At 66.4% G+C, this 26,495-nt stretch carries 28 protein-coding genes and 1 riboswitch; of the genes, 8 read left to right on the top strand and 20 right to left on the bottom strand.

From position 1 onward, the window contains the following. Positions 1-17 precede the first annotated feature (17 nt). Entirely contained in the window at positions 18-1,496 is a 1,479-nt protein-coding gene (locus APZ15_RS26995; RefSeq protein WP_027789813.1) for an aminotransferase class V-fold PLP-dependent enzyme, read from the top strand. Between the two features lie 97 nt (positions 1,497-1,593). On the opposite strand, the gene APZ15_RS26990 is transcribed toward APZ15_RS26995, so the two are convergent. After that, complete coding sequence (locus APZ15_RS26990) at positions 1,594-2,385, bottom strand: helix-turn-helix transcriptional regulator (RefSeq protein WP_027789814.1); 792 nt, start codon at positions 2,383-2,385, stop codon at positions 1,594-1,596. Positions 2,386-2,495: 110 nt separating this feature from the next. Here APZ15_RS26990 and APZ15_RS26985 point away from each other — a divergent pair, with 110 nt between their 5' ends. Both APZ15_RS26985 and APZ15_RS26980 read left to right on the top strand, forming a co-directional pair. Further along, entirely contained in the window at positions 2,496-3,575 is a 1,080-nt protein-coding gene (locus APZ15_RS26985; protein ID WP_027789815.1) for an alcohol dehydrogenase catalytic domain-containing protein, read from the top strand. A 146-nt stretch (positions 3,576-3,721) separates the two neighbouring features. Continuing rightward, complete coding sequence (locus tag APZ15_RS26980; RefSeq protein WP_027789816.1) at positions 3,722-4,135, top strand: hypothetical protein; 414 nt, start codon at positions 3,722-3,724, stop codon at positions 4,133-4,135. Positions 4,136-4,152: 17 nt separating this feature from the next. Here APZ15_RS26980 and APZ15_RS26975 read toward each other — a convergent pair whose 3' ends face one another. Continuing rightward, entirely contained in the window at positions 4,153-5,253 is a 1,101-nt protein-coding gene (locus tag APZ15_RS26975; protein WP_027789817.1) for a DJ-1/PfpI family protein, read from the bottom strand. Positions 5,254-5,341: 88 nt separating this feature from the next. Here APZ15_RS26975 and APZ15_RS26970 point away from each other — a divergent pair, with 88 nt between their 5' ends. Both APZ15_RS26970 and APZ15_RS26965 read left to right on the top strand, forming a co-directional pair. After that, a complete protein-coding gene (locus APZ15_RS26970) occupies positions 5,342-6,352 on the top strand; it encodes a GlxA family transcriptional regulator (protein WP_027789818.1) in 1,011 nt (336 codons plus the stop codon). Positions 6,353-6,387: 35 nt separating this feature from the next. Then, positions 6,388-6,588: a helix-turn-helix domain-containing protein gene (locus APZ15_RS26965; RefSeq protein ID WP_027789819.1), complete on the top strand. Its 201-nt coding sequence runs from the start codon at positions 6,388-6,390 to the stop codon at positions 6,586-6,588. 65 nt (positions 6,589-6,653) lie between these two features. On the opposite strand, the gene APZ15_RS26960 is transcribed toward APZ15_RS26965, so the two are convergent. The 10 genes from APZ15_RS26960 to APZ15_RS26915 all read right to left on the bottom strand — a co-directional run bounded on the left by APZ15_RS26960 (position 6,654) and on the right by APZ15_RS26915 (position 17,003). Beyond that, positions 6,654-7,085, bottom strand: a complete 432-nt coding sequence (locus APZ15_RS26960) for a hypothetical protein (protein WP_049098427.1) — start codon at positions 7,083-7,085, stop codon at positions 6,654-6,656. A gap of 43 nt (positions 7,086-7,128) precedes the next feature. Next, positions 7,129-8,976: a S10 family serine carboxypeptidase-like protein gene (locus APZ15_RS26955; protein ID WP_027789821.1), complete on the bottom strand. Its 1,848-nt coding sequence runs from the start codon at positions 8,974-8,976 to the stop codon at positions 7,129-7,131. 733 nt (positions 8,977-9,709) lie between these two features. After that, positions 9,710-11,524, bottom strand: a complete 1,815-nt coding sequence (locus APZ15_RS26950; RefSeq protein WP_027789822.1) for an ExeM/NucH family extracellular endonuclease — start codon at positions 11,522-11,524, stop codon at positions 9,710-9,712. Positions 11,525-11,738: 214 nt separating this feature from the next. Beyond that, entirely contained in the window at positions 11,739-12,680 is a 942-nt protein-coding gene (locus APZ15_RS26945; protein WP_027789823.1) for a CopD family protein, read from the bottom strand. Continuing rightward, positions 12,677-13,057: a copper homeostasis periplasmic binding protein CopC gene (gene copC / locus APZ15_RS26940; protein ID WP_027789824.1), complete on the bottom strand. Its 381-nt coding sequence runs from the start codon at positions 13,055-13,057 to the stop codon at positions 12,677-12,679. The genes APZ15_RS26945 and copC overlap by 4 nt, the downstream gene beginning before the upstream one ends. A 14-nt stretch (positions 13,058-13,071) precedes the next feature. Beyond that, complete coding sequence (locus APZ15_RS26935) at positions 13,072-13,419, bottom strand: copper-binding protein (protein ID WP_027789825.1); 348 nt, start codon at positions 13,417-13,419, stop codon at positions 13,072-13,074. Positions 13,420-13,487: 68 nt separating this feature from the next. Beyond that, positions 13,488-14,783: a multicopper oxidase family protein gene (locus APZ15_RS26930; protein ID WP_027789826.1), complete on the bottom strand. Its 1,296-nt coding sequence runs from the start codon at positions 14,781-14,783 to the stop codon at positions 13,488-13,490. 1 nt (position 14,784) lies between these two features. Then, positions 14,785-16,281, bottom strand: a complete 1,497-nt coding sequence (locus tag APZ15_RS26925; protein ID WP_027789827.1) for a TolC family protein — start codon at positions 16,279-16,281, stop codon at positions 14,785-14,787. Then, complete coding sequence (locus tag APZ15_RS26920; RefSeq protein ID WP_027789828.1) at positions 16,278-16,556, bottom strand: hypothetical protein; 279 nt, start codon at positions 16,554-16,556, stop codon at positions 16,278-16,280. The genes APZ15_RS26925 and APZ15_RS26920 overlap by 4 nt, the downstream gene beginning before the upstream one ends. Before the next feature lie 90 nt (positions 16,557-16,646). Then, entirely contained in the window at positions 16,647-17,003 is a 357-nt protein-coding gene (locus APZ15_RS26915; protein WP_027789829.1) for a hypothetical protein, read from the bottom strand. Between the two features lie 266 nt (positions 17,004-17,269). Between APZ15_RS26915 and APZ15_RS26910 the strand changes: the two genes are divergently transcribed. Continuing rightward, a complete protein-coding gene (locus tag APZ15_RS26910) occupies positions 17,270-17,941 on the top strand; it encodes a heavy metal response regulator transcription factor (RefSeq protein ID WP_027789830.1) in 672 nt (223 codons plus the stop codon). Further along, positions 17,938-19,350 carry a heavy metal sensor histidine kinase gene (locus APZ15_RS26905; protein WP_027789831.1) on the top strand — a complete coding sequence of 471 codons (1,413 nt, stop codon included), beginning with the start codon at positions 17,938-17,940 and terminating at the stop codon, positions 19,348-19,350. The genes APZ15_RS26910 and APZ15_RS26905 overlap by 4 nt, the downstream gene beginning before the upstream one ends. Before the next feature lie 73 nt (positions 19,351-19,423). Here the strand turns inward: APZ15_RS26905 and APZ15_RS26900 are convergent, their stop codons facing one another. From APZ15_RS26900 to APZ15_RS26880, 6 genes are all read right to left on the bottom strand, one after another. Next, positions 19,424-19,609: a DUF1289 domain-containing protein gene (locus tag APZ15_RS26900; RefSeq protein ID WP_027789832.1), complete on the bottom strand. Its 186-nt coding sequence runs from the start codon at positions 19,607-19,609 to the stop codon at positions 19,424-19,426. Between the two features lie 2 nt (positions 19,610-19,611). After that, positions 19,612-20,619 carry a CDF family Co(II)/Ni(II) efflux transporter DmeF gene (gene dmeF, locus APZ15_RS26895; RefSeq protein WP_027789833.1) on the bottom strand — a complete coding sequence of 336 codons (1,008 nt, stop codon included), beginning with the start codon at positions 20,617-20,619 and terminating at the stop codon, positions 19,612-19,614. 12 nt (positions 20,620-20,631) lie between these two features. Next, complete coding sequence (locus APZ15_RS26890; RefSeq protein ID WP_021159994.1) at positions 20,632-20,907, bottom strand: metal/formaldehyde-sensitive transcriptional repressor; 276 nt, start codon at positions 20,905-20,907, stop codon at positions 20,632-20,634. A 126-nt stretch (positions 20,908-21,033) separates the two neighbouring features. Next, on the bottom strand, positions 21,034-21,261 hold the full coding sequence (locus APZ15_RS39885; protein ID WP_080982157.1) for a DUF1289 domain-containing protein: 228 nt from the start codon (positions 21,259-21,261) through the stop codon (positions 21,034-21,036). A 156-nt stretch (positions 21,262-21,417) separates the two neighbouring features. Further along, positions 21,418-22,098, bottom strand: a complete 681-nt coding sequence (locus APZ15_RS26885) for a hypothetical protein (protein ID WP_027789834.1) — start codon at positions 22,096-22,098, stop codon at positions 21,418-21,420. Next, positions 22,071-23,333, bottom strand: coding sequence for a DUF6402 family protein (locus APZ15_RS26880; protein WP_027789835.1), 1,263 nt, complete (start codon positions 23,331-23,333; stop codon positions 22,071-22,073). The genes APZ15_RS26885 and APZ15_RS26880 overlap by 28 nt, the downstream gene beginning before the upstream one ends. Positions 23,334-24,020: 687 nt before the next feature. Beyond that, positions 24,021-24,195, top strand: a riboswitch (yybP-ykoY riboswitch). A gap of 80 nt (positions 24,196-24,275) precedes the next feature. On the opposite strand from APZ15_RS26880, the gene APZ15_RS26875 reads away from it, so the two are divergent. Further along, the gene (locus APZ15_RS26875; protein WP_027789836.1) at positions 24,276-25,286 is read left to right on the top strand and encodes a sodium:calcium antiporter; all 1,011 of its coding nucleotides are present in this window, start codon (positions 24,276-24,278) and stop codon (positions 25,284-25,286) included. 71 nt (positions 25,287-25,357) lie between these two features. Here APZ15_RS26875 and arsH read toward each other — a convergent pair whose 3' ends face one another. After that, positions 25,358-26,095, bottom strand: a complete 738-nt coding sequence (gene arsH / locus APZ15_RS26870) for an arsenical resistance protein ArsH (protein WP_080981935.1) — start codon at positions 26,093-26,095, stop codon at positions 25,358-25,360. Further along, the gene (gene arsC / locus APZ15_RS26865) at positions 26,073-26,495 is read right to left on the bottom strand and encodes an arsenate reductase (glutaredoxin) (RefSeq protein WP_027789838.1); all 423 of its coding nucleotides are present in this window, start codon (positions 26,493-26,495) and stop codon (positions 26,073-26,075) included. The genes arsH and arsC overlap by 23 nt, the downstream gene beginning before the upstream one ends.

Genomic DNA, 26,495 nt, shown 5'->3' with positions numbered 1-26,495 from the left:
CAGAGCAAGAGACGGACATGAGCGAACCCACCACGCTGCACTACCTCGACTACGCAGCCACGACGCCCGCCGATCCCCGCGTGATCGAAGCGATGACGGCCTGCCTCGGCTTCGACGGCATCTTCGGCAATCCCGCATCGAGCTCGCACGCCGCCGGCCGGCTGGCGAAAGACAAGGTCGAGCAGGCCCGCGCGCAAGTCGCCGCGTTGATCGGCGCGGATGCCGACGAGATCGTCTGGACGTCGGGCGCCACCGAATCGAACAACCTCGCGCTGAAGGGTTACGCGGAAAACGCGACCGACAAGCGCCACCTGATCACGAGCCGCATCGAGCACAAGGCCATCCTCGACACGATGGCGAACCTGTCGAAGCACGGCATGTCGGTCACGTTCGTCGCGCCCACGCGCGACGGCGAGATCACCGCCGACGCGGTCGCTGCCGCCATCGGCCCCGATACGGGCCTCGTGTCGCTGATGCTGGTGAACAACGAGCTCGGCACGCTGACCGATATCGCCGCCATCTCCCGCATCGTGCACGCCGCCGGCGCGCTGCTCCACGTCGACGCCGCACAGGCGCTCGGCAAGACGCCGATCGACGTGCGCACGCTCGGCATCGACATGCTGTCGATGTCCGCGCACAAGGTGTACGGCCCGAAGGGTATCGGCGCGCTGTTCGTGCGCTGCGACATCGCCAACCGGATCGCCCCGCAAATCCACGGCGGCGGCCACGAGCGCGGCCTGCGCTCAGGGACGCTCGCGACGCATCAGATCGTAGGCATGGGCGTTGCATGTGAACTGGCCGCGGAAAAGCTCGACGGCGAAGCCGCGCGGATCGCGGCGCTCGGCGCGCGCCTGACGAACGCGCTGGCCGCGCTCGGCGACGTCACGCAGAACGCGGCCACGGCACGCCGCATCCCGCACACGCTGAGCCTGACGGTGAATGCGCCCGGCTTCTTCCCGTTCATGCTCGACGAAGCGCTCGCCGTGTCGTCGACCTCCGCGTGCAACTCGGCCAGCGGCGCACCGTCGCACGTGCTGACCGCGATCGGCCTCGACGCGGAGACGGCGGGCCGCACCGTGCGCGTGAGCTTCGGCCGTTTTACGACGGAGCAGGACGTCGATTTCGCGATCGCCTGTTTCCGCCGCGCGATCGAGCAGTGTCGTGCGACGGCCGCGAACGGGTTTTCCGCTTCGCGGCAGATCACGCCGGCCGACCTGAAGGCGATCCGCAACGCCGGCTTCCGCTCGGTGATCTGCAACCGTCCCGACGGCGAAGGCGTCGACCAGCCGGCATTCGACGAGATCGCCGCGGCGGCTCGCGAACTGGGCCTCGACGCGCGCTACCTGCCGGTCGAGCGCGACCGCATCGGCGAGGCGGACATCGACGCATTCGGCGCGCTGGTCGATACGCTGCCGAAACCGGTGCTCGCATACTGCGGAAGCGGCAACCGGGCCGGCATGCTGTGGAATCGCCTGTCGGCACGACGCACGGCCTGAGGCGGCACACTACCGTCGTTACACCGCAACGTCCGCGTTCACGCACGAAGCCGACGCTTCGCTGCCTGAACGCGCGGTGACGCCGGCCTACTCGGCCTCACGTCCCTTCATCGCCGTCCATCGGCGTATAGATCGCCAGCTTCAGCGCGGGATCGTCGTTCGCCTGGAACGTCGCGTACTCGTAGCGCTGCGCGCCGCGTTGCGCGTGGACGAGCACCTTCTCGCCCGACACGCCGCTGCGCACGTCGTGCTCATCCCACCATTGCGCGAACTCGACGCTGCCGGCGCGCAAGCGTTCCACCAGTGCGACGAATGCCGGCTCGCTCGCGTAGAGATCGTGGTTCGCGCGAAACAGTGCGATCATCCGGCGCGCCTCGTCGGCCCAGCTCGCGGCGAAGAGCGCACGCGCGTGCGGCTCGACGAACATGTAGACAAGGATGTTGCGATCGGCTTCCGCCAGCCGGTCGAAGCCGAGCAGTTCGGCCGCGGCGGCATTCCACGCGAGGATGTCCCAGCGCCGCCCGGTCACGTATGCAGGCTGCTGAAGATAGGCAACGAGCCGCGCGATCGCGGGCGGCACACGCTCCGGCACGAACGCACGCGCCTCGTCGCGCCGTGCGAGCGTGCGCAGATGGGCAGCCTCGGCCTTGTCCAGCCGCAATGCGCGTGCCAGCGCGTCGAGCGTCGCATCCGACGGGCTGACGTCGCGCCCCTGCTCGAGCCGCACGTACCAGTCGACGCCGATGCCGGCCAGTTCCGCCACTTCCTCGCGCCGCAGGCCGGGCGTGCGCCGGCGCGGGCCGCCGTGCAGGCCGACGGCATCCGGCCGCAGCTTCTTGCGCCGCGAGCGCAGGAAATCGCCGAACGGGGTTCGCGTGGTGACGGTCATCGGGTTCGCTCCGTGCAGGGTGGTATTGGCCGATCCTGGGCTCGCGCCGGGCCTTGTTGCGGATTCTAAGCCTGCCAGAATCGGCGCGTCCCCCACCCTCGGGAACCCTCATGAAAGCTGCGATCCTGAAGTCACTCGGCCTGCCGCTCGCCGTCGAGACGATGCCCGACCCCGTGCTCGGCACCGGCGAGGTCATCGTGGATGTCGTCGCGACACCGGTTCTGCCCTACGCGCGGGAAGTGTTCAGCGGCGAGCGCCGCTATCCGATCGCGCTGCCGATCGTCCCCGGCTGCGGCGCGATCGGCCGGGTCCGGCAAACCGGCCCCGATGCGACGCAGTTGCAACCGGGCGACTGGGTGTTCTGCGATCCGACCGTGCGCTCGCGCGACGATGCGCGGATGCCCGACATCGTTTTGCAGGGCTGGAGCGCGCGCGGCGAAGGCGGCAAGCAGTTGCAGCGCTACTTTCACGACGGCCCGTTCGCCGAGCGGCTGCGCGTGCCGACCGAGAACGCGGTGCGCATCGGCGATATCGCATCGGCCGATGCCGCGCGCTGGTGCGCGCTCAATACGCTGCTCGTGCCGTACGGCGGGCTGCTCGCGTCCGACCTGCGCGCGGGCGAGATCCTGCTCGTCAGCGGCGCGACCGGCCACTTCGGCAGCGCAAGCATCGCGGTGGCGCTGGCCATGGGCGCGCGGTGCGTGGTCGCGCCCGGCCGCAATGCGCGCGTACTGGCCGACCTCGAGCGCCGCTTCGGCGATCGCGTGCGCACGGTCGAGCTGACCGGCGACGAAGCCGCGGATCGCGCCCGCATGCAGCAGGCGGCACCGGGGCCGATCGACTGCGTGATCGACCTGATGCCGCCTGCGGTGCCGGCGACGACGGTGCGTGCCGCCGTGATGGCCGTGCGCCCCTACGGGCGCGTGGTGCTGATGGGCGGCGTCGGCATGCTCGGCGGGGCGGGGCTCGAGCTGCCGTATCCGTGGATCATGCGCAACGACATCACGCTGCGCGGCAAGTGGATGTACCCGACAGAAGCGGTGACGCTGATGGCGGGGCTCGTCCACGGCGGGCTGCTCGACCTCGGGCATTTCGACGTGACGACGTTCGCGCTCGACGACGCGAACGATGCGGTCGCACATGCTGCCGCGAACGGCGGGCCGTTCAGGGTGACGGTGATCGCGCCCTAGCCTCCGCATCGCGATCGTGGCGGCGCGCGATGCGATGCGACGCGATGAAAGGCGGGCGCGAAGCACTGCGCGAGTCTCCGCTGGCAAAGGCCGGGCGCCGGCGAATTCCGGCACAATGCCCGTCGTGTCCGTCACCCGAAACCCGCATGCCCTGCCCGTCAAACTCCCGCGCGCGGAAGCGCGCCGACGCCCCTTCCTCCAACAGCCCCTGCAACCGGCAGCATGCCGGCCGGGCCGCCGCGCTGCTGCTTGCCGTGAGCCTCACCGCGTGCGACGCGACGCCCGTCCCTGACCGGCTCTCGGACCTCGACGCGACCTACGCGATGCAGGAGCGGTTCGGCCTCGGCGACGTCATGGTGTTTCTCGGGTCCTGCATCGGCGCCAAAAACCCGACTTATCCGGGCCAGGCCGCCTGCACCGCTGTCATCTACTCGAACGGCCACGGGTCGGAAACGCAGGCCGATTTCCACTGGAACGGGAAGAAATGGGTGGCCGAGCCCACCAAGTCGCAGGATCTCCTGCCTTACCCCGATCCCAAGCTCGCAGAGTGGGTGAAGTAAGCGCGCGCGACGCGCCGCTACTTCGGATACTCCAGTTGCAGTGCGACCCAGCCCGATGTCGCGTCACCGTAGCGTGCCGCGATGTCTGCGAGCACACCCGGAAGCACCGATTCGCCACGCCGTCCGGCCGGCATCGCCACGCGCGCGTGCCCGGCAGTCGCCGGCTGCGCCAGCAACCGCAGCCCGTGCCTCGACTCGATCACGCGCGCGCCCGCCGTCGCGACGACGTCGCTGCGCCAGGTCCGCGCCCACGCATCGGCCGTCAGCGCAACCGGAAGCTCGTCGAACCCGTCTTCGACCGGAAGATCGAACGTCTCGTGCCGCCAGAACGCGAGGCGGTTCGTCAATGCGACCGCCACCGCCGGCGCGGTCAACACGAACCGGCTGCCGTCATGAACGTCGCTCCATGCCTGCGCGCCGACGCGCCGCGCGGTCTCGCGCGCCGCGGCCGGCCCCGCCAGCGCACTCACCAATGCCAGCGAAGCGGGAATCGACGCCGACACGCCGGTCGTCGTCATGACGTCGCCGTCCATCACATAGCGGCGATCGTCGACCCAGGTCGTCCCGGTAAAGCGGCGACGCAGGCGGTCGCGCGAATACCAGTGCGACGTCGCCGTGCGATGCTGGAGCAGGCCCGCGTTCGCGAGGACTTCCGCGCCATCGCAGATCGCCACCATCGTCGCGCCGCCGACGGCCTGCTTGCGCAACCACGCCAGCACCGCCGGCCGGTCGGCACCGTGCAGCGCGGGGACGATCACGACATCCGCCCCGGCTGGAACGGTCGCGTCGAACCGGTCGAATGTGGTGTCGGCCAGCATGCGCAACGCGGGCATCAGTTCGACCTCGCCTTCGTCGGCCGATACGGCGACGACATCGGCCGCACCGGACGTCTTCAGAATCGCGTACGGAACGATGAAATCGGTCGTCTCCGTTCCTGCATTGTCCGCGACGATCGCCACGAGCGGCCGCACGCGGCCCGCCTTCGGCGCGCCGACCGTGAGCGCTCGCGCGACCGGCGGTGCGTCCTCCGCCCTCACCGGTGCCGGCCACCCCGCCGCACACGCGCCCAGCACCGCGCACACGAGCAGCACTGCCCCGCCTGTCTTCCCTGACCGCATCGTCCACCCGTATCCGTCGATTGCACGTCCGGAAAATTACAAGGATCATGCTCGCGGTCACAAGGACAACTCCACCGCACTTTCCGCCATGTCCCAGTCAACCTGTTCGGCACGCGACATCGTTGTCGTCGGCTTCGAAGGCGTCCAGTCGCTCGACATCACGGGCCCGATGGAAGTGTTCGCGGTCGCGAACCGTCATCTTCCCGACCATGCGCTGCCGTACCGGCTCACGCTCGCGTCGCAATACGGCGACGACATCGTCACGCACGCGGGCCTGCGCCTCGCCGGCACGGCCCCGCTGGCGGCACTGCCGGGACAGATCGACACGATCGTCGTCGCCGGCGGCAATGAAGCGGCACTGCGACACGCCGCGTCGGAAGCCGGCGTGCTGCCGTGGCTGCGCACGCGAATCGCGGACACGCGGCGAATCGCGAGCATCTGCACGGGTGCGTTCGTGCTCGCCGCGGGCGGATGGCTGGACGGCAAGCGCGCGACCACGCACTGGAACCAGTGTGCGACGCTGCAGGCGCTGTGCCCCGACGCGCGAATCGAACCGGACGCGATCTACGTGAGCGATCCGCCGTTTCATACGTCGGCCGGCGTGACGGCCGGCATCGATCTGTGTCTTGCACTCGTCGAGGCGGACTGCGGCGCGCCGACCGCGCTCGCGGTCGCGCGCGAACTCGTGCTGTTCGTGCACCGTCCCGGCGGGCAGGCGCAGTTCAGCGTCGGGCTCGATATCCAGGCCAACGCGACGCCGCGCATGCGGACGCTGCTCACCGGGATCGCCGACGATCCGACCGGCGATCTCGGCGTCGCCGCGCTGGCCGCACGGATGCACATGAGCGAACGCTCGTTTGCGCGCAACTTCCTCAAGGAAACCGGACGATCGCCCGCGCAGTTCGTCCTTGCGGCACGCGTCGAGCGCGCGAAGGCGTTGCTGGAGCGGGCCGACTGGCCGCTCGAGCGGATCGCCGAGCGGTCGGGATTCGGCAGCGTCGACGCGTTGCAGCGCGCATTCGCGAAGCAGGTCGGCGTCTCGCCGCGCGACTATCGCGCACGCTTCGGCGTGAAGCGCGACCGGCAGCGGATCGCGTAGGCCGGCGCACCGCGCAATACGCGTTCCAGGATACGTTGAACCTGAACCCCATCGCGTCCCTGCGGGCCGTGCGCCTGAATCACGCACGCCGCGAGCTTCGGCTCGGCGATTCCGTGACGTCCGCGGCCACCAAATGGGGCTCCCGGCACCTGAGCAGTTTCGCGCAGGACTATCGCGCGATGTCCGGCGAGTTGCCGTCGGCCACCGCGAAGCGCTACGCGCGCCACGCAACCTGAACGCTTGTCACCTTCCGGCGGCCGGTGCGAACGATTCCGCACCGGCCGCCGCCCTGCCGGCTACGTCACTCGTCCTGCTGATCCTGCTGCGCCTGCACCTGCCGCTGCCGGATGAACTGCCGCACATCGCTCATCGTCACGCGGCCGGTGTGCTTCGCATCGATCTCGTCGAAGTGCTTCGACACGAAGCCCAGGCCGCTGCTCTGCGCCTGCGCCTTCGTCACGGCCGCGCCGTTGCTCAGCACCGTATTGGCGCCGAGCCGCGCATCGACACGCTGCTGCGCCTGCTGCTGCAACGTCGCGCCGGTCGACGGCAGCACCGGCGCCGCCCGCGTGGCAGGAAAGAACGGACCGTCGACACCGTGCCCGCCGTGCGGCAGCTTCACCGGCGCCACCGACTGCGGCGGCAACGCGTGGGCACTGCTCATCACGGCACCGAGGACGATCAACGGGGACATACGCCGCATCAAATTGATTAGGGACATGATCACTCGCATTCAATGGATGAATAGAGGGTTCCTTTGACAAGGAGTCCGTCGCTCAAGGGGCCGCCGCCAGCGTCGTCGCGGCCGTCGCGCCCGGGACGCTGCCGGTCGGCACGCCCGGCGGGTTTTCATCCGGCCACGGCGGCGGCAGCGTGTGCAGCGTCAGTGCCGTCGGAATCCGCGCGCCCTTGTAGAACGTCTTCAGGTCCCGCTTCATCTGCGGACGGGCGACGTCGTCCAGGTAGATCATGTGGCCGCCCTGGAAGAAGTTCACCTGCAGCTTCGGATTCAGGCCCTTCACCGTCTGCAGCCGCGCGAGCTGCTTCTCGGTGTTGAAGAACGGCGTCGCGAGATCGTGGAAACCGTTCTCCGCGAGCACGCGCAGCTTCGGGTTGAGCTGCAGCGCACCGAGCAGATCGGGGATCGTGTCGGGCATCGGCTGGCCGTCGTGCGAGAAGTCCCAGACGCCGATGATGTTGTCGTTCAGCGGCAGGTACGTCGCGTTCGGCGCGGTATAGCCGAGGTAATCCGGCATCTGCGTCGCAAGCGCGTTCGTGAACGGCTGCGAAATCAGGATGTCGGACGGGTCGCCGTCGTTCTGCAGCCGCGGATCGGAGTTCGGCAACGACACGCGTCCGTCATACCGGCCGATCGTCGTCCCGGGCAGCAGGCTCGTGCCGAACGGATTCGCGTTGAAGTAGCCGCGCAGCGCCTGTTGCGTGAGGCTCGACGGAATCGACCACAGCTTGAGCGTCGCGTCGCTCGGGAACACCGGCGTGCCGAGCGCATCCGGAATGCCGAGCTGGCTCAACACCCACGACTGCGAATACTTCTGCAGCTGGTTGTAGATCAGCGTCGTGAACAGTTCCGTCTGCAGTGCGTACAGATCCTGGTTCACCGGTGCCGGCGAAACCTGGTTGAAGTACGCCGCGACCGCCGCATAACCGGGCAGGTAACCGGCCACGGTATCGGTTTCGAGCAGCAGCCCCTCCGTCGACTGCGTGATCGCCACGGCTTCCACCGCATCCGCGAAGTAGTTCAGGATCGCCGACTGCAGCACGATACCCGTCAGGTGCACGCCGGCCGATTCGAGCGCCAGCGCGAGCATGTCGGTACGCGGCGTGCCGTACGATTCGCCGTACAGGTAGATCGGCGACGTGCTGCGGCCGTTGACGTTCAGGTAGCGCTGGATGAAGTCGCGCATGATGTTCACGTCCGCGTCGGAACTCCAGTATTTCTGGTTGGTGTTCGGCAACACGGCTTCCGACAGCCCGGTGCCGGGCGGGTCGATGAACACGAGGTCGGTGGTGTCGATCAGGCTGTCGGCGTTGTCGACGAGCGGATAGTTCGGCCAGTTGCTGCCGAACCCCGGATCGGGCGTGGCCACGCGGGTCGGCGCGAACGAGCCGAGACGCAGCCAGATCGACGACGAGCCGGGGCCGCCGTTATAGACGAACGTGACAGGGCGCGGCTTGCCGTTCGTGCTCGGCGCGGTGTACGCGACATACGACATCGACGCTTCCGCATTGCCGTTCGCGTCCTGCGCGGTCAGGTGGCCGGTGGTCGTCGTGTAGTTGACGGTCGTGCCGCCGTTTTTCCACTGGTAATGCATGACGGCCGCTTTCTCGGACACCTGGGCGGGCGCGAGGCCATCGCCCGCGTTCAACGAATAGGCGACCTGGTCGACGTAAGGCTGGTTGGCCGCCGGTGTCTGGCTGCTGGCCGCTTGCGCGCTGGCCTGCTGACTGGCCGTTGTCTGCGCGAGACTCGATGCGCCGACGGACGACGAGTCGTCGCCGCCGCACGCCGAGAGCGCGAGTGTCATCGCGGTCAATGCGCCTAGCCCGGCCATCCGGCCGCGACGGGCACGGCGGCTGCCGGTACTGCTCCTGTCTGGTTTCATCTCGTTCCTTGTGGCTGGTTCGGATACCGCTTCACAAAGGCCGCCCTCACTGGCGAGACGCGCAGCAACACCCGCCACTCGCGCAAAGGCGGTTGGGATCGGACTGCTTCAAGAGACTGAACGTGATACAGACACAGCAAACTGCTGGCGAGAATCGTGCTTGAACCGCCCCCTGCAGTTTGGACTTCTTTTCTGATTACCGAAATTTACGACATCGACAAAATAGGCGGTGCTGCGCCGCGTTGTCAAAGATCATTCCGATATTAAAAATCCCGCAATGATGCGAAGGGCCGCCAGTGTCTGGCATTTGAAAGAAAACGGGATTATTCGTGCAAGGTGCGTCTTGTCGGCAATGCCGCGCCGAATATTTTACTTTTTCGCGAACAACGACGAAGCCTTTACTGCATTGATGCAGCACGCTCAATACCTTCAGATCGACAGGATTTTTCTTTCATTTTTATTATCGCCAATCGATTAATTCATTGCGGCGAAATGCAGGCTTGATTCGAAGATTCGATTCACTTCAATCATTCTTCAATCCGGGGCTTATGCCTCCCTGCCATCCATAAAATACCGATTTCGCGGCATTGCATCGGTTCCAGTGGAATTATTTACCCGATATCCGGCCGGGTTTGTCGATGCGCGAGCGGCGTGCGATTCATCCGCCGCCGCCCGCGCGACGACGTGCGCACGTGCCGCACGTCGTCCATCGCGAAGCCGGTTCAACCCGCGCTCAATGCCCGCCGCCCGGCAGCGCGATATCGATCAGCACCGGGTCGTGATCCGACGAACGATACGCATCCGGCGCGTAGAACGTCTTCTGCTGCTCCGCCGATTTGTAGGCGAGCGTGTACTGCAGCGCGAGCGGTTCGTCCGCGTTGATGTGCCATTCGTGCACGGCCTTCACGTGCGACGCGAGCGGCAGTGTCGCGAGCGCGTGATCGAGATAACCGGCTTCGCCGTTGTACACGTAGCTGTACGCATTCGCGCCGATCCAGCGCGCGACGAGATTGCGGTAGCCGCGCGATTCGAGCGTGCGGATCGGGTCTTCATACGTGTAGCTGTTGAAATCGCCGATCAGCAGCACGCCCTGGCCCGCGACGCCCGTCGGGTTGCCGGCGAGCCAGTCGGCCACCTTCGCCGCCGCGCGCGTGCGCGTCGGGTTCCAGCAACCCTGGCCGTCACCCTGGTCGAGATCGTCGTTCGTGGCGTCCGGGCAGTTCTTCGACTTCAGGTGGTTGACCGCGACCGTCAGCGACTGCTTGTTGCCGCCGACCAGCCGGAACGACTGCGCGAGCGGCTGGCGGTTCTTGTCGTCGATCGCGAGCGTGGCCGCGCGGCCGACCGGCTCGACCTTGCGGCTGTCGTAGATCAGCGCGACCGCGATCGCATCGCCGCCGAGGCGCGACACGCCCGGATCGACCACGCGCCAGTGGTTGCCGAGCTTCGCCGCGAGCTGGCGCACCGCGCTCAGTTCGCCGTAGCCGTTGTTCTGGATTTCCATCAGGCCGATCACGTCGGCGTCGATCGCCTTCAGCGCGCTGACGATCTTCGCTTCCTGGCGCTGGAATTCCTGGAAGTTCTTCGCGCCGCGGTTGTTCGGATCGTCGAAGCCGCCGCCGAGACCGTTGCCGTTGAAGTAGTTGAGGACGTTGAACGACGCGACGCGCAGGTTCAATTTCGGATCGCGCGCGGGTGCGTTGGTGCGCGGGTTCGTGCGCGCGTCGAATGCCGGCACGGCCGCGCCGGGCAGCGGCTGCACGCGCCATGCGCCGTAACGCACTTCGAGCACGCCTTCGACGTCGCGCACCGTGTAGCCCGCACGCAGCGTGTTCGCGGCCGACAGGCCCGGCGCCGGATACGGCACGGTCGCGGGGTTCTGCTTGTTCGAGCCGTCGTCGAGGACGAGACGGTTGCGTGCGTTCGCATCGATCTGCGTCTGTGCCTGCGCGGGCGGCACGACGCTCGTCGGCGTGCGCAGGCGACCGTTGCTGAGCATCACGCTGCCGTAACGGCCGAGTTCGTAGTTGTCGGTGACATTCAGTGTCTGCGGCAGGCGCACCAGCATCCCTTCATACGCGGCGAACGCGTTCGGGCTGTCGACCGGCAGCGTGAGCGTCGCGGGCGTGACGGCCTGGCCGTTCGCGCACACCGCGATCGCACCCGACTGCGTGAGCTGCGTCTGCCCGTACTTCTCCTCGACCTTGCCCGTCACGTGCACGAGGTCGCCGGCCTTCGCGCGCACTTTCGGCGCATAGACGAACAGGCCCTCGGACACGCCCGGCTGGTTGCGGCGCTGCGCGTCGGCCTGCTGGACGAAGAAGCCGCCGAAGCCGTCCGTGCCGCCGAAATCGGCGGTGACGACGGCTTCGATCGACACGTTCTGGCCGGCGAGCGGCGACGGTGCGCCCGGCCCCTGGATCTCGGCGATCGGCGTCGTGCTGCCGCCGCAGTTCGGGCTGACGGGCGCGGCGGTGGCGGCGAAAACCGGCGCGGCGAGCGTCGGGAGCAGCAATAGCGGGGTGAAGAGGCGGATTGTCGAGCGCATGACGAGGAATCCCGGTTGTGAGGGTGGCGAAAGCTTAGCGGCGCTCAATGACGGTTTTTGGTAATCGAAAGACAGGCTGATGTAATTGTCGTCATCACGCTGCGATCGCCACCGATCGCACGTTCGGGCCTGAAAACGCGGGGAAATCGTCCGGCAATAAATTCGTCGCGCTCGCGACGATTCCCCCGCGTGCCTTCGCGCATGGTCCGCCGCGCTAAACCGTCCCCGGCAACGCGCTCGACACGAGCACGGCCGCCACCATCAGCACGCCGCCGAGCACGACCGCCTCGATCCGCAGCACCGCACCGAATTGCCGCAGCGAAACAGCCGGCATCGCGGCGGCCGGGTCGTTCAGCGCGGCCAACAGCTTCGGCATCCCGAAGAAGCGGTTGTGTCCGCCGAGCGCCGCGGCGATCAGCACCAGCGCGAGCTTCAGCAGCAGGATCTGCCCGTACGTCGACGCGAGCAGGTTGGCGGGCGTATCGACGCCGCGCCAGCCGTTGTACGCGCCGGTCGCGAACAGCACGATCAGCGCATATGTCGACGCATCGGACAGCGACTGCACGAACGATGCGCCCGTCGTGCGTTCGCTCGCGGGCAGGCCGATGAGCCACGGCATCACGCCGAATGCCGTCACGAGCACGAGCCCGACCCACGCGCTGATCGCCAGCAGATGCAGCCAGTCGATCCACACCGGCACGCTGAACAGCCCCGCGTCGACCGGATGCCCGCCGTTGCTGCGCGCGAGCGCGACACAGGCGAGCGCGGCCCAGATCGCGAACGGAAAGCGCGAATCGTGCGCTCGCCTGACGAACGACAGCAGCACGACGACGAGCATGAATATGGCGCCGGCCAGCCACGCATGACCGAACCCCGTGCCCGCGAGCATCGCGCGGACGGCCGGTCCGGCGTCGAGCATCGACACGTCGCTCATCAGCGCGCAGTGCGCCCAGAACGCGGTGATGCTGGCAAGCAGCGACACGACGGACGCGATGCGCAGCGTCGCGACGAGCCGCCGCCCGATGCCGTGCTGCCACGTCGACGCGCCGCGCGCGAGCCAGTGGCTGCCGAGCAGCGCGCCGACGACGACGGCGAACCCGGCATTCTGGATCGCCACCGACACGAGCCGCAGGAGACCGACGAAGCCGTCGTTCACCCTTTCACCTTGAACGTATAGGCGCCCTTGGTGCGATGCGCATCGGCCGTCATCGCGACCCACTGCACCGTGTACGCGCCCGGCGCGAGCTTCGGCATCGCAATGGTCATCACGCGCGGGTTCGACGCATCGACCTTCGCCTTTTCCTGCGTGACGGCGTTGCCGTTCGCGTCCGACACCTTCACCGAACTGAACGTCGGTTCGAGGTCTTCGTTGAAGGTGAGCCGCAACGTGTCGGGCGCCGTGTCGACCGTGCTGCCCGTCGCCGGTGCGGCGCTTTCCAGCTTGCCGTGCGCCGATGCGGCGACCGGCGCGGCCGCGACGATCGTGCCGGCCACGGCGAAGGCGGCCAGCCGCCTGAGAGTCGTGATCTTCATGTTCATGCCTCGCGTCACGGCTTCTTCAGCTCGACGACGGTCAGCGCGCCGCCCACGTCCTCGGCGACGAAGTCGATCTTGTCGCCCACCTTCACCTGCGACAGCATCGCCGGGTCCTTCACCTTGAACACCATCGTCATCGCGTCCATCCCGAGGTTCTCGAGCGGGCCGTGCTTGATCGTCAGCTTGGCCGCAGCCGTGTCGACCTTGCGGATTTCGCCGTGCGACATGCTCCGCTTTGCCGCGGCTTCCTGCTTCGCGCCACCGCTCATGTCCATGCCGGCCATGTCGCCCGCCGCGTACGACGCGGCGGAAAACGCCAGCGCCCAACCCGTTGCCATCAAAACCAGTCCCTGCTTCATCGTGTCGACTCCCGTGTGAGTGAATGGAAACCGGCGGCCGCATCGGTACGGCCGCCGCATGCTGCTGCTCAACCGTCCGGCAGTTCGCCGGTGTACTCGTACGCGACGGTGCCCTTCGGATGCCTGAACCAGCCCGGATCGCGATAGTCGTTGCGGCCGAGGCCCTGCCGCACCTTGCAGACCGTGAACATGCCGCCCATCTCCAGCGGCCCGAACGGGCCCGTGCCCGTCATCATCGGCAGCGTGTTGTCGGGCAGCGGCATCTCCATGCCGCCCATCGCGCCGCCCGTGCTGCCCATCGCCATGTAGTCGGGCACGAGCTTGCCGATGCGCTGCGCGAGATCCTTTTGCGGCACGCCGATCAAATTCGGCACCTGGTGGCCCATCGCATTCATCGTGTGATGCGACTTGTGGCAGTGGAATGCCCAGTCGCCCGGGCGATCGGCGGTGAACTCGATCGCGCGCATCTGGCCCACCGCGACATCGGCCGTCACTTCCGGCCAGCGCGCCGCCGGCGGAATCCAGCCGCCGTCGGTGCCCGCGACTTCGAAGCTGTAGCCGTGCAGGTGGATCGGATGGTTCGTCATCGTCAGGTTGCCGAAACGAATCCGCACGCGGTCGCCCGCACGCACCGGCAGCGGATCGATGCCCGGGAACACGCGCGAATTGAACGTCCACATGTTGAAGTCCGTCATCTCGTTCACGCGCGGCGTGTAGCTGCCCGGATCGATGTCGTACGCGGCGAGCAGGAACACGAAGTCGCGATCGACCGGCATCGTGCCGCGATCCTTCGGGTGCACGATGAACATGCCCATCATCCCCATCGCCATCTGCACCATCTCGTCGGCGTGCGGGTGATACATGAACGTGCCGTGCGCCTCGAGCTGGAACTCGTAGACGAAGGTCTTGCCGGGCGGGATATGCGGCTGCGTGAGGCCGCCGACGCCGTCCATCCCGTTCGGCAGCCGCAGCCCGTGCCAGTGGATCGTCGTGTGCTCGGGCAGCCGGTTGGTCACGAAGATGCGCACCTTGTCGCCTTCGACGGCCTCGATCGTCGGCCCGGGCGACTGGCCGTTGTAGCCCCACAGGTTCGCGTTCATGCCGGGCGCCATCTCGCGCACGACGGGCTCGGCCGTCAGGTGGAACTCCTTCCAGCCGTTCTTCATCCGCCACGGCAGCGTCCAGCCGTTCAGCGTCGCGACGGGCGTGTACGGCCGGCCGTTCGGCGGCACGAGCGGCGGCTGCGTGCCGGTTTTCGCCATCGTGGGCGCTTCCGGCAACGACGCGGCGCCGGCCTTGCTGACCATCGCCGAACCGAGCAGCGCGGCGCCCGAGTGGCTGAGAAATTGTCGACGGGACACCATGTCAATGACCTTCAGGATGCGTTTGCGTCGCGGGCGCCGATTGCGCCGCGGAGGTGGAAGCCGGCTGCGGCGCAGCGTCGGCGATTGAAGCGGATTCCGGCCGGGCAGATGGCGTCGCATGCGGCACGTCGCCCGGCGTCGGCAGCCGCCCCCCGACGGCCATCTGCAGATCGGTTTCGGCGAGCCAGTAGTCCTTCAGCGCATCGATGTAGCCGTTCACCGCGCCGACCTGTTCGCGTGCATCGGCCAGCAACTCGAACACGCTCGCGAGCATCCCGTTGTAGCGCAGCAGCAGCTCGTCCGAGATCGTCTTGCGCAGCGGCACGACTTCGTCGCGATAGTGGGTGGCGACGTCATAGCTCGTCATGTAGGCCGCATACGACTCGCGCACTTCGGAACGCGCGTCGATGGCCGTTTTCGCGAGCCGGTTCGCCGACTGCATGTAGACGGCCTCCGCCCGCGCGACCTTCGCGCCGCCCCAGTCGAACAGCGGAATCTCGACGCTGATCTCGAAGCCGTGCTCGTGCCCCTTGCCGGTCTCGTAGTCGTTCACGTAGCCGAGATCCACCGCATTGACGAAGCGCGTGGCCTTGCTCAGTCCGAGCGACGACGCGACACCCTGCGTCTGCAGCTTCGCGGCCTGGATGTCGAGGCGGTTGCGCATCGCGAAGCGTTCGAGATCGGGCAGGTTCGGCCGCGCTTTCGGCAGGTCGGGCAAGCGCTCGGGCAGCGCGTATTGCGTGCGTTCGCCCCACAGCCCCATCGCGCGCGTGAGCTTCTCGCGCGCGGCCACGGCCTGCTGGCGCGCCTTCGCGTGCTGCGCGACCGCATCGGCGTGGAACGCCTGCTCCCGCGCGTAATCGAGCCGGCTGAAGTTGCCGGCCTGCCGCATGCGCTGCGCCAGTTCGGCGGCCGCACTCGCGGCATCGCGCACCTGCCCTGCATAGTTCGCGGCCTGTTCGGCCGCGACGGCCTCGACATACGCGCGGCGCGCGTCGGCGGCCACCTTCAGCATCGCGTCGGCGGTTTCGAGCTTGGTCTGCTCGAAGCGGCGGCGTTCGATGTTCGTCGCAAGCGGCAGGGTCAGCAGCGCGAACACGTTCGCCGAGAACGTGCGGCCGAGGGTCAGCTCGCCGTCGCCCGCGCGTGTGCGGCTGAACGCGAAACGCGGGTTCGGCAGCCGGCCGGCCTGGACGAGATCGGCCTCCGACAGCCCCAGTTCCGCGTACGACGCCTGCAGGCCGCGGTTGTTCAGCAGCGCGACCTGCACCGCATCGTCGATCGACAGCGGCTTGGCGAGCAGTTCCTTCGTGCGCGTGTCGACGGCTTCACGGTCGGCGTCGGTCCTGACCACGACCGCGTCCTTGCCGATGCGCTCCGACGCGACGGACGACACCGCGTCGAAACCGCCGTCCTTCGAAAATGTCGTGCAGCCTGCGAGGAAGGCCAGCACGGCCGCGGCCGCGCCGATCCTCGGCGAGATCGACAGCCTCGTCATCGCGCGGCCTCCTCGTGCATCGAACGGGGAGCGCCGCCAGCCGCACGACCGGTCGTGCGCCCCTTCGCGGGCCGTTCCGTCACGTCGCGGTTCAGCTGTTTCCAGCCCGGGCCTTCGTCGTCCCGATACGGCCGGTAGCCGTCGAATGCGGACGTCACGGTGACGTCCGGCACCGCTACGGCGGCGTCCGCCGGATCGGGCAGCGGGGTTTGCGCAGGCGCGAGCGACGGCACGATGGCCGCCGCACCAAGCAGCGCCGCAGTAATCAATCGCATGAATGGGTCTCGTCGTGAGTCGTCCGGCGGACGGGATGCCGTCGCCGGAGCGGATTGCGGAGCACGGCCGGTCGGGGCCGCGGGCGGGGTCTAGACGAGAAGCCGACGCGGCGGCCTCTCGATGCCGCCGGTCAGGAACGACACGACCCCGGCCGCGGGCGGTGGCGAGACGATCGCCACGCGAACGCCGGCCGCGGCGGGGACGGCGGGCGCGCCCGACATGCCGGCGCCGACGCAGCAGGACACGCACGCGGAACACGCCGGCGCATGCCGGGCGTGGCTGTCGGCGTCGTGATGACCGTCCTGCGCGGCCGGCATTGTGTGCGACGCCGCTTCCATCGGCGCGACGGCAGCGCGTTCGCACTGCATCGAAACAGTCGCGAACGACTGAATCGGCAGGCTCAGCGCCAGCAGCACGACAAGGAGGAATTTGCGCCAGTACGACATGGATGCGGAATCAGGCAGGCAACGACCGGATGGGCCGGCGCGGCGCCGTGACAGCGCGTGCCGGGGGACAAGACGGCCGCAGCTTATCGCCGTCGCGGTGACGACGACATGGCCGAAACATGACCGGATTTTCATGAAACGCGGGCGACGCGCCGCAAGCGCTTCATGACAATTCCGTCATCCGGCGGTCATTCTCCGCGCACGCTCGGCGCCCTATGCTCACGCGTTACACTGACCGGCTGGAATCATGGACAGCCTGCCTCACCATGCGGATACTGATAGTCGAAGACGAACCCAAGATGGCGTCGTACCTCCGGAAAGGGCTGATGGAGGCGAGTTACACGGTCGACATCGCGGAAACCGGCAAGGACGGGCTGTTCCTTGCGCTGCACGAGGATTTCGATCTCGTCGTGCTCGACGTGATGCTGCCGGAAATGGATGGCTTCGAGGTGCTCCGGCGCCTGCGCGCGCAGAAGCAGACGCCCGTGCTGCTGCTCACGGCGCGCGAGGCGATCGAGGACAAGGTCGCCGGGCTCGAGCTGGGTGCCGACGACTACCTGCTCAAGCCGTTCGCGTATGCCGAGTTTCTCGCGCGCATCCGCTCGCTGCTGCGACGCGCGCCGCGCAACGTGCGCGACATCCTGCATGTCGCCGATCTCGAAGTCGACCTGATCCGCCGCCGCGTGCGGCGCGCCGACACCCGCATCGACCTGACCGCGCAGGAATTCGCGCTGCTGCAGCTGCTCGCCGAACGCGAAGGCGAAGTGCTGACGCGCACCTTCATCACGTCGCAGATCTGGGACATGAATTTCGACAGCGACACGAACGTCGTCGATGCCGCGATCAAGCGCCTGCGCGCGAAGATCGACAACGCCCATGAGAAGAAGCTGATCCACACGATCCGCGGGATGGGCTACGTGCTCGAGGATCGTTCGTGACGCGCAGCAGCCCGGCCTCGTATTCGCTGCTGCGGCGCCTGACGCTGGCGTTCGCCGTCGTCGCCGCGCTCGTGTTCGCGCTGACCGGCGCGTACCTGTATCGCTCGCTGTCCGCCGAGCTGACGCGGCGCGACGACATCGAGATTTCCGGCAAGCTCAACCAGTTCCTGCAGCTTGCGCACGCGAGCGGCTCGGCTGCCGCGCTGCGCGCCGATCCGGCCGTGTTTCATGAAGTGCTGCTGTCGCATCCGGGCGTCTATCTCGGCATCTACGACGCGCGGAACCGCGCGCTCGTCGAGCATTCCGACGAAGCCGGCCACACGCTGGCGTCGGTGATCGCCGCGCCTCATCCGGCCAGCGCAGCGGGCACCCCGTTCACGTGCGCGCCGCCCGGCATCGGCACGTCGCGCTGCGTGTATGCGCGCGCCACGCTGCCGTCCGGCGATGCGATCCAGGTTGCGCTTGCACGCACGGCGACCGATCGCCAGTCGTTGCTCGAAAGCTATCGCGTCGACATCTGGCTCGCGGCGGCCGCGGGCGCGCTGCTGGTCGGCGCGCTCGGTTACGCGGTCGCGTCGCGCGGCCTGCGCCCGGTCGAGAGCCTCGGCCGGCAGACGTCACGTATCGAGGCGCACAACCTGAACGCGCGGCTCGACGCGCGGGGCGGCCCGGTCGAGCTGCGTGAGCTCGCGACGTCGGTCAACCGGATGCTCGACCGCCTCGAACGCGCGTTCGTGCGGCTCTCCCAGTTCTCGTCCGATCTCGCGCACGACATGCGCACGCCGCTCGCCAACGTGATCAGTTCGTCGCAGGTCACGCTGTCGCGCGCGCGCACGACCGAGGAATACGAAGCGCTGATCGATTCGAACATCGAGGAATGCGAACGGCTGCAGCGGATGATCGAGAACATGCTGTTTCTCGCGCGCACCGACAATGCGCGCCAGCATCTGAAGACCGCCGAACTTGACGCGGGCGGCGAGTTGCGCCGGCTCGCGTCGTATTTCCAGGCGCTTGCCGATGAAGCCGGCGTAAGCATCGACGTGCAAGGCGAAGCGACCGTCGCCGCCGATGCGACGCTGTTCCGGCGCGCTGTCAGCAATCTCGCGTCGAACGCGCTCGAACACGCGCAAGCCGGGTCGACGATCGAGCTGGCGGTGTCCACGCAAGGCGGGTATGCGGTCGTCGAAGTCACCAATCGCGGCGCCGCGATTCCGCCCGAACAGGTCGAACGGATCTTCGAGCGCTTCTACCGCATCGATTCGTCGCGGCACGGCGCGGCGCGCAACGCGGGCCTCGGGCTCGCGATCGTGAAATCGATCATGGAGCTGCATCGCGGCAAGGTCGAGGTCGCAAGCCGTGACGGGCGCACGACGTTTGCGCTGCATTTTCCGCGCGGCGTCGAGGGGTAAGGCGTTTCCCGCGCGTGTCGCGTCGGCATGACGGCCGGCGCGACACCAGGCGAAGCACGACGACGACGCCCCTTCACTCTCCCGGTTCGCGCCGGATTTTCGCCTGGCGGCGATTGCGATCGTTCAGTATCTGGTGCCGGCGATGGTCGGTCAGCTTCTTCCAGCCACGCGCCTCGTCGCGCGTGCGCAGGCAGCCGACACAAAAGCCCGTCCGGCCGTCGAACGCGCACAGCTCGATACACGGTGATTTCACGGCCACGGTCAGGCTGCCTTCGCAGGCGTCATCACTTCGACGGTCACGTGCGACACGCCGTCGAAACCCTCGATCAGCGCATGGTAGAAACGCGCGTCGCGCACCGTCTCGACGGTCTCGACCGACACGATCGCACTCATGTGGCCCGGGCCGACACGCCACACGTGAAGATCGTTGACCTTGTCGCCCAGCGCCTCGATCGCATCACGTATGCGCGCCGCCAGTTTGCGATCCACGTTGACGTCGAGCAGGATGCCGCCGGTATCGCGCATCAGCCCGTACGACCAGTTCGTGATCACGAGCGCGCCGACAATGCCCGCGACGGGGTCCATCCAGACCCAGCCGAATGCACGTGCGAGCAGCAGGCCGACGATGGCCAGCACCGACACGGCCGCGTCGGCGATCACGTGAACGTAGGCCGACCGGATGTTGTGGTCGCGATGGGCTGCCGTGTGCGAACCGTGACCGTGATGCGCATGATGGTCATCGTCGTGATCATGGTCGTGGTCGTGCCCATGATGATGACCGTGCCCATGACCATGCCCGTGGTGATGGCCGCCGCTCAGCAGCCACACGCTGGCGAGGTTCACCGCGAGCCCCAGCACGGCAATCGGAATCGCTTCGCCGAAATGAATGGGTACGGGCGCCAGCAGACGCGCAACGGCCTCGTAGCCGATCAGGATCGCGATCATCGCGAGCACGATCGCGCTCGTGAAGCCGGCCAGATCGCCCAGCTTGCCGGTGCCGAACACGAAGCGCGGATCGTCGGCATGCTTGCGCGCATAGGTATAGGCCAGCGCGGCGATCAGCATCGCGCCCGCGTGCGTCGACATGTGCAACCCGTCGGCGACGAGCGCGAGCGACCCGAACAGCGTGCCGCCGACGATCTCGGCCACCATCATTGCCGAGCACAGGCCGATGACCATCCACGTCCTGCGTTCGTTCTGCTCGTGCGCCGCACCGAGGAAGATATGGTCGTGCCCCGCGCCGAACGCGTCATCCCGAAAAGCGTTCATGTCCTGCCTCGATTACTTGAAATAGCTGTGCACCACGTCGATCAACTGCTCGGTCGCGCTGCCTTCGTGTGCGTCAGGTTCGTGCGCATCGACCAGATGCTCGCGAATGTGGTCTTCCAGCACGACGGCCAGCAGCCCGTTCATCGCGCCGCGACAACTCGTGATCAATTGCAGGACCTCGTTGCAGCCGCGCTCCTCCCCGAGCGCGCGCTCGATGGCCTCGACCTGGCCCTTGATCCGGCGCACGCGGTTCAGCAGCTTCTGTTTTTCACGAACGGTATGGCTCATCGACGACGGGCTCCTGAATAGGGAGGGGGAGTATATATCCGGAAGGGTTCCCGTATAGGGGAGAGGGGTATATTTTTTCGGGATGAAGGCTTGTCGAAAGGTATCCGCTCGGCTAGATGCGAAGCGTCAAGGCTGTTTCTCGGCGCGGGAAGTCTGGTCGTCGGCGCATCGACGCCGATGGCACCATGAGCACGATGATTGCCGGCACGTGCCGCCGTTCAGTATCTTGTGCCGGCGACGATCGGTCCGCCTCTTCCAGTCACGCACCTCGTCGCGCGTCCGCAGCCAGCCCACGCAGAATCCGATACGGCCGGCGAACACACACGGCTCGACGCACGGCGATTTCACGGCCACGATCAGGCCGCCTTCGCAGGCGCAATCACTTCGGCGATCACATGGGAAACATCGTCGAATCGCACGTCACGCGCTGCATCGGCAGTCTCGACCGACACGAGCGGGCATACGTGGCTCGGGCCGTCGCGTGGACTGCGACGGGTTTCAGCACCCGGATCAGCGCAGCGAAATCGGAATTCTCGCCGCGACCCAATCTATCGTGGTCGGCGGCATCGAGATCGTCCGCGTGCTGTCGTACGCATCCGATGCGTCGAAGTAGATCAGCTTGCCGTCGTGGATCTCGATTGGATCGTTTCCAGGCCGGCCGCCCCAGAAGACGAAAAACAGCCGGGTAGCAAGTGTCGATCCGTGCTCATCGGCCACGACGATTTTGATCTGTTCGTTTTGGTCAGCAAAGAGGACGTCGCCGCGGTGGCCACTTCCGCAGATGTTGACGATATAGGTTGTGCCATCGACCTGCTTGATGCCGCCGTTCAGTTTCGCGTTGTAGTTGTATCGCTGGCAGTCGGTTTCGTCGGTCGTGATCCCGCGAACGCTGACGAGATAGAAGATTGCCAGGAAGCCCAGCGTGACGATCGCCAGTCCTGCGCGCATCGTTCTGCTGAAATGGCCGATATTTCTGACAAGCCGGTAGAAGTAGAGCACGAAGATGATCGACGTGATGGCGAAGATCGTGCTCTTCGCATGCTTGAGCGAGAAAAGCACGATCGCATTCCTGACGTCCACTGGCAAAAACATCCATGCAATGGCGACAACCAGGCATGTGACGACAACGGTCGAAACCGCTTTGAGAATGACGGCGGTCGCCTTCATTGCTCGGCCGGGACGGTTCTGCATACGGTGTCGAATTTCAGAATGATCGGTTTGTCCAGCTTGATGAGTTTAGGGCGACTGTAGACCATGAAGTCGCCACCACGATTATGCGCCGACCTCCAGTCGCGGTACGTCTTGTTATGAACTGGCCAGTAGACATCCTTCGCCAGGAACTTCCGAAAAAGACTGGTGCGTTTGTCGATCGGCTTGTTGACCTCCTCGCCCGCGGGGAGATACCGCCATTCTTCAATAGTCGAGTTCCCGACGTTCAAGTTGCTGCTTTTGAAAAAAACGTTGACCGCCGCGGCATAGGACAGAACCATCCTGTTCCTGTTCCTGTTCCAGTGGCCGAGGTATTGGCTCTTGGAAAGCGAATCGTCGTTGAACGAATAGCTGTCTTTGATGTAGACATAGACGTGGGTAATCCGCGCGACAGGCTCGAGACAGAAGACCCTGTTCTCGCCTTCGTATTGATAAAAGCGTTCGCCGGTAACGGCCGCCTTCCCTACGGCAGCGTAGAAATTGAAGTTCGCCAGGGCGCCGGTCAAATCCGTCATCGCGGTACCGTCGAGCGTGTCGAGGGATGATACTGGCTGGTACTGAAATCCCCAGGCGATATGAAACTGGAGCGGAGCAGTCAGAAACGGGGAGGTGTCGATAACAATACCTGCCGCGCTCACTTGTCCGGCCGAAAAACTCCGCTCGACCACGGGCGCCAGGACTTTCGTTACTGCGCGTGCGGCATTCGGCGTGTAAATCGCTTGCCGGACAAGCTGATTGAATCGTTCCGTTGCACCGCGAAATTTCAGAGCCCAATCCAGGGAAACCGTCGTGTCATCGAGCGGCTGTACAGAGTTGAGGTCGTTGTTATAGACATGTCTTGGGCTCGCAAACCATTTCCGCGCCAGCTTGGCCGAAATTGGCCAGCCCATCTTGTCCATCGCTTTGGGGATGTCCTGCAGATCGAACTCGGGCAATTTGTCGGCCTGCTCCGCGTCCCGAGGCTTGTCGTTCGGCTGCGGTTTGGCAGGCGGTTCGGTGGGCGCTGGCGCAGGGGTGGACGTGTGATGCGGCTTGACCGGTGCAGGTGCCTTGGGCGGCGATGGCGGCTCGTTCGGCGCACGCCTGTCGAACGAGATTTTTTGCTGCGTGTCGATGGGAATGCATCCGACCACTCCAGCGTGACATTTCCAACGTTTGCCGGAATAGAAGACTCCGGATTCCAGCTGGTAATACGGGACTTTTTTGACGTCGGGCATAGCGCTTGAATGATGATTCGCGAGAGAACCGGTCTCAGCGTAATCAAAACCCCGGCATTTCCAACGTCGATAACGAAGACAACTTGTCAGATCCAGCCGAACCTACGTAGGACATAGCGGTACGGGCAGTCTTCCGGCGGCACGACTGTTACAGAAGGTTTCGTCGCCACACGGCTCAACATCTCGTCCTCGAGTTCCGCAGCCCCCTCGTCTGCCAATAAGGCGACCGTGTCAGCCTCCACGGGGGGCCGGACGCGTGGAGTGAAGAGATTCGCGTCGACGGGCCGCAGTGGTATGTGTCCCGCATCCCGCCACGAACGTCCTCGACGAAATCGCACCCCGATCACACGAAGATGGTCACCAACCGCCCATCGATACCGCCGCAGATGTCGGTCCATGCCAGTCGCTCCGGCATGGTTAGTCTGCCGGCCCTCAAAGGGCATTTGCAGCACGTCACCGACGAGATGCGCGTGTACTGCAGCGACGGGTTCTGCCGGACGGTCAACCTCGTCTTTGACAACGAGCACTTTCGCCTCTTTTGTGACCACTTCCGTCGGCCCCACGATCGACACATCACATCGGCCAGATCATTGCGTGCCCAGTCATTCAGCGTCTCCCCATACCCACCGACCCGACAATGCCGTACGAAATGAAGGCTTGTCGAAAGCAACCCGCTCGGCTAGACTGCCCTTCGTCTTTGGGGAGTAGCCTGCTTTCCGTCTCCGGAAAGCGAACGCGTCAACACACTCGGCCTGCGGCCGTGGCGCGTTCAGCCTGATCGGCCTGGCGAGACCATCGGCACATCGCGTCGTTCCTGGTCGGACGTCGGCGGATGTGCCATGGTTCGTCAACGTCCGACCACGGAGTCCCCATGTTCCCCGCCGCCCTCTCCCCGCGTTTCGCCGCCGTCCCCGTCCGCACGCATGCCTGCGGAGGTGCCGCATGACGTTCATGTTCGTCGAACTGGCGGTCATGCTGATCGTCATCCTCGTCGCCGCCGAGGTCTTCACCAATGCGCTCGAACATCTCGGCGAACGCCTGAAGATTTCCGAAGGCGTCACCGGGTCGCTGTTCGCCGCCGTCGGCACCGCGCTGCCCGAAACGATGGTGCCGCTGCTCGCGCTCGCCGGCGGCACGGCGAACCCGGCCGTGAACGAGGAGATCGGTGTCGGCGCGATTCTCGGCGCGCCGCTGATGCTCGCCACGCTCACCACGTTCCTGATGACGCTCGCGGTGATCCGCTCGCGCGGGCCGCGCGGCACGATCGCGCCCGAACGGACGGGTTTCGTGCGCGACCTGAACTACTTTCTCGCCGCGTTCTCGCTGGCCACCGCCGCGATGTTCGTCCCGCATCACAACAGCGCCGTGCGCGCGCTGCTCGCCGCGATGCTGGTCGGGATCTACGTGATGTATGTCGTGATGACGTTCCGTGCGTCGAACCAGCTCGTCGATGCCGGGCATGGCACCGAGGCGCCGCACAAGATGTTCCTGTCGCGCCTGGGCGTGCCGACCAATCTTGCGACCATCGCGCTGCAGCTGCTCATCGGCGTCGCGCTGCTGGTCGGCGGGGCGAAGGGTTTCATTCACGGCGTGGAAGGCGTGTCGCACGTGCTCGGCGTATCGGCCCTGCTGCTGTCGCTGATCATCGTGCCGATCGCGACGGAGCTGCCCGAGAAGGTCAACAGCGTGCTGTGGATCCGCCGCGGGAAGGACACGCTCGCGTTCGGCAACATCACCGGCGCGATGGTGTTCCAGGGCACGCTGCTGCCGGCGATCGGCATCATGCTGACGCCGTGGGAGCCGCGCCTCGAAGTGCTGACCGGTGTGATCGTCACGCTCGCGGCGGCCGCATGGCTGCGCGTCAATGCGCGCACGCGCGGGCTCGCGATCTGGGCGTTGCTGGCGAACGGCGCGGGTTACGCAGCCTATCTGTTCCTGACACTGGCCCGGTAACCCGGCTCACCCGGCACGGGCACGCTGCCCCGGTGCGAACGATGCACCGGGGCAGCGTGCCCGCGAGCGGTTCAGATGCGCGTCTGGTTCACACGCTGCGACAGCTGTTCGGCGCTTTCCTTGCGCTCGCTGTACCGGTCCGTCAGGTACGCGCCGACGTCGCGCGTGAGCAGCGTGAACTTGACCAGTTCCTCCATGACGTCGACGACCCGGTCGAAATACGCGGACGGCTTCATCCTGTCGTCGTCGCCGAACTCCATGAACGCCTTCGCGACGGACGACTGGTTCGGAATGGTCAGCATGCGCATCCAGCGCCCGAGCACCCGCATCTGGTTGACCGCGTTGAACGATTGCGATCCGCCGCTGACCTGCATGACCGCCAGCGTCTTGCCCTGCGTCGGCCGTACCGCGCCGACCGACAGCGGAATCCAGTCGATCTGCGCTTTCATCACGCCGGTCATCGCGCCGTGCCGCTCGGGGGAGCACCACACCATGCCCTCCGACCATTGCACGAGCTCGCGCAACTCCGCCACCTTCGGGTGATGCTCGGGTGCATCGTCGGGCAACGGCAAGCCGGACGGATTGAAGATCCTGGCATCGGCGCCCATGGCCGTCAGCAGCCGCGCCGCCTCCTCGACCAGCAGCCGGCTGAACGAACGCGCACGCAACGAACCGTAGAGCAGCACGATGCGTGGCGGATGCGTCGACGGGCGCGCGGGTTGCAGCTGGCTCGCATCCGGCACGCGAAACAGCGCGGCGTCGAGTTGCGGCAGATCGTTCAGGCGGTCAGACACGCTTGCCCTCCGCATCGATCACGATTTCGCCGTCTTCCTTCGCAAACGGCCCGTTCTGCGGATCGGGCAGGATGTCGAGCACCCGTTCGGACGGGCGGCACAGCCGCGTGCCGAGCGGGGTGACGACGATCGGGCGATTGATCAGGAGCGGATGCGCGACCATGAAGCCGATCAGATCGTCGTCGCTCCATTTCGGATTGTCGAGATCGAGCGCGTCATACGGTGTGCCCTTGCGACGCAGCACGTCGCGGACGGGGATACCCATTGCCGCAATCAGCGCGCGCAACTCTTCTTGCCCCGGCGGCGTGTCGAGGTACAGCACGACACGCGGTTCGACGCCGCTGTTGCGTATCATCGCCAGCGTATTGCGCGACGTGCCGCAATCGGGGTTGTGATAGATCGTGATGTCGGTCAT

The sequence above is a fragment of the Burkholderia cepacia ATCC 25416 genome (genome assembly GCF_001411495.1).
Taxonomy (GTDB): Bacteria; Pseudomonadota; Gammaproteobacteria; order Burkholderiales; family Burkholderiaceae; genus Burkholderia; species Burkholderia cepacia.
This window is presented reverse-complemented; position numbering and strand designations above follow the sequence as displayed.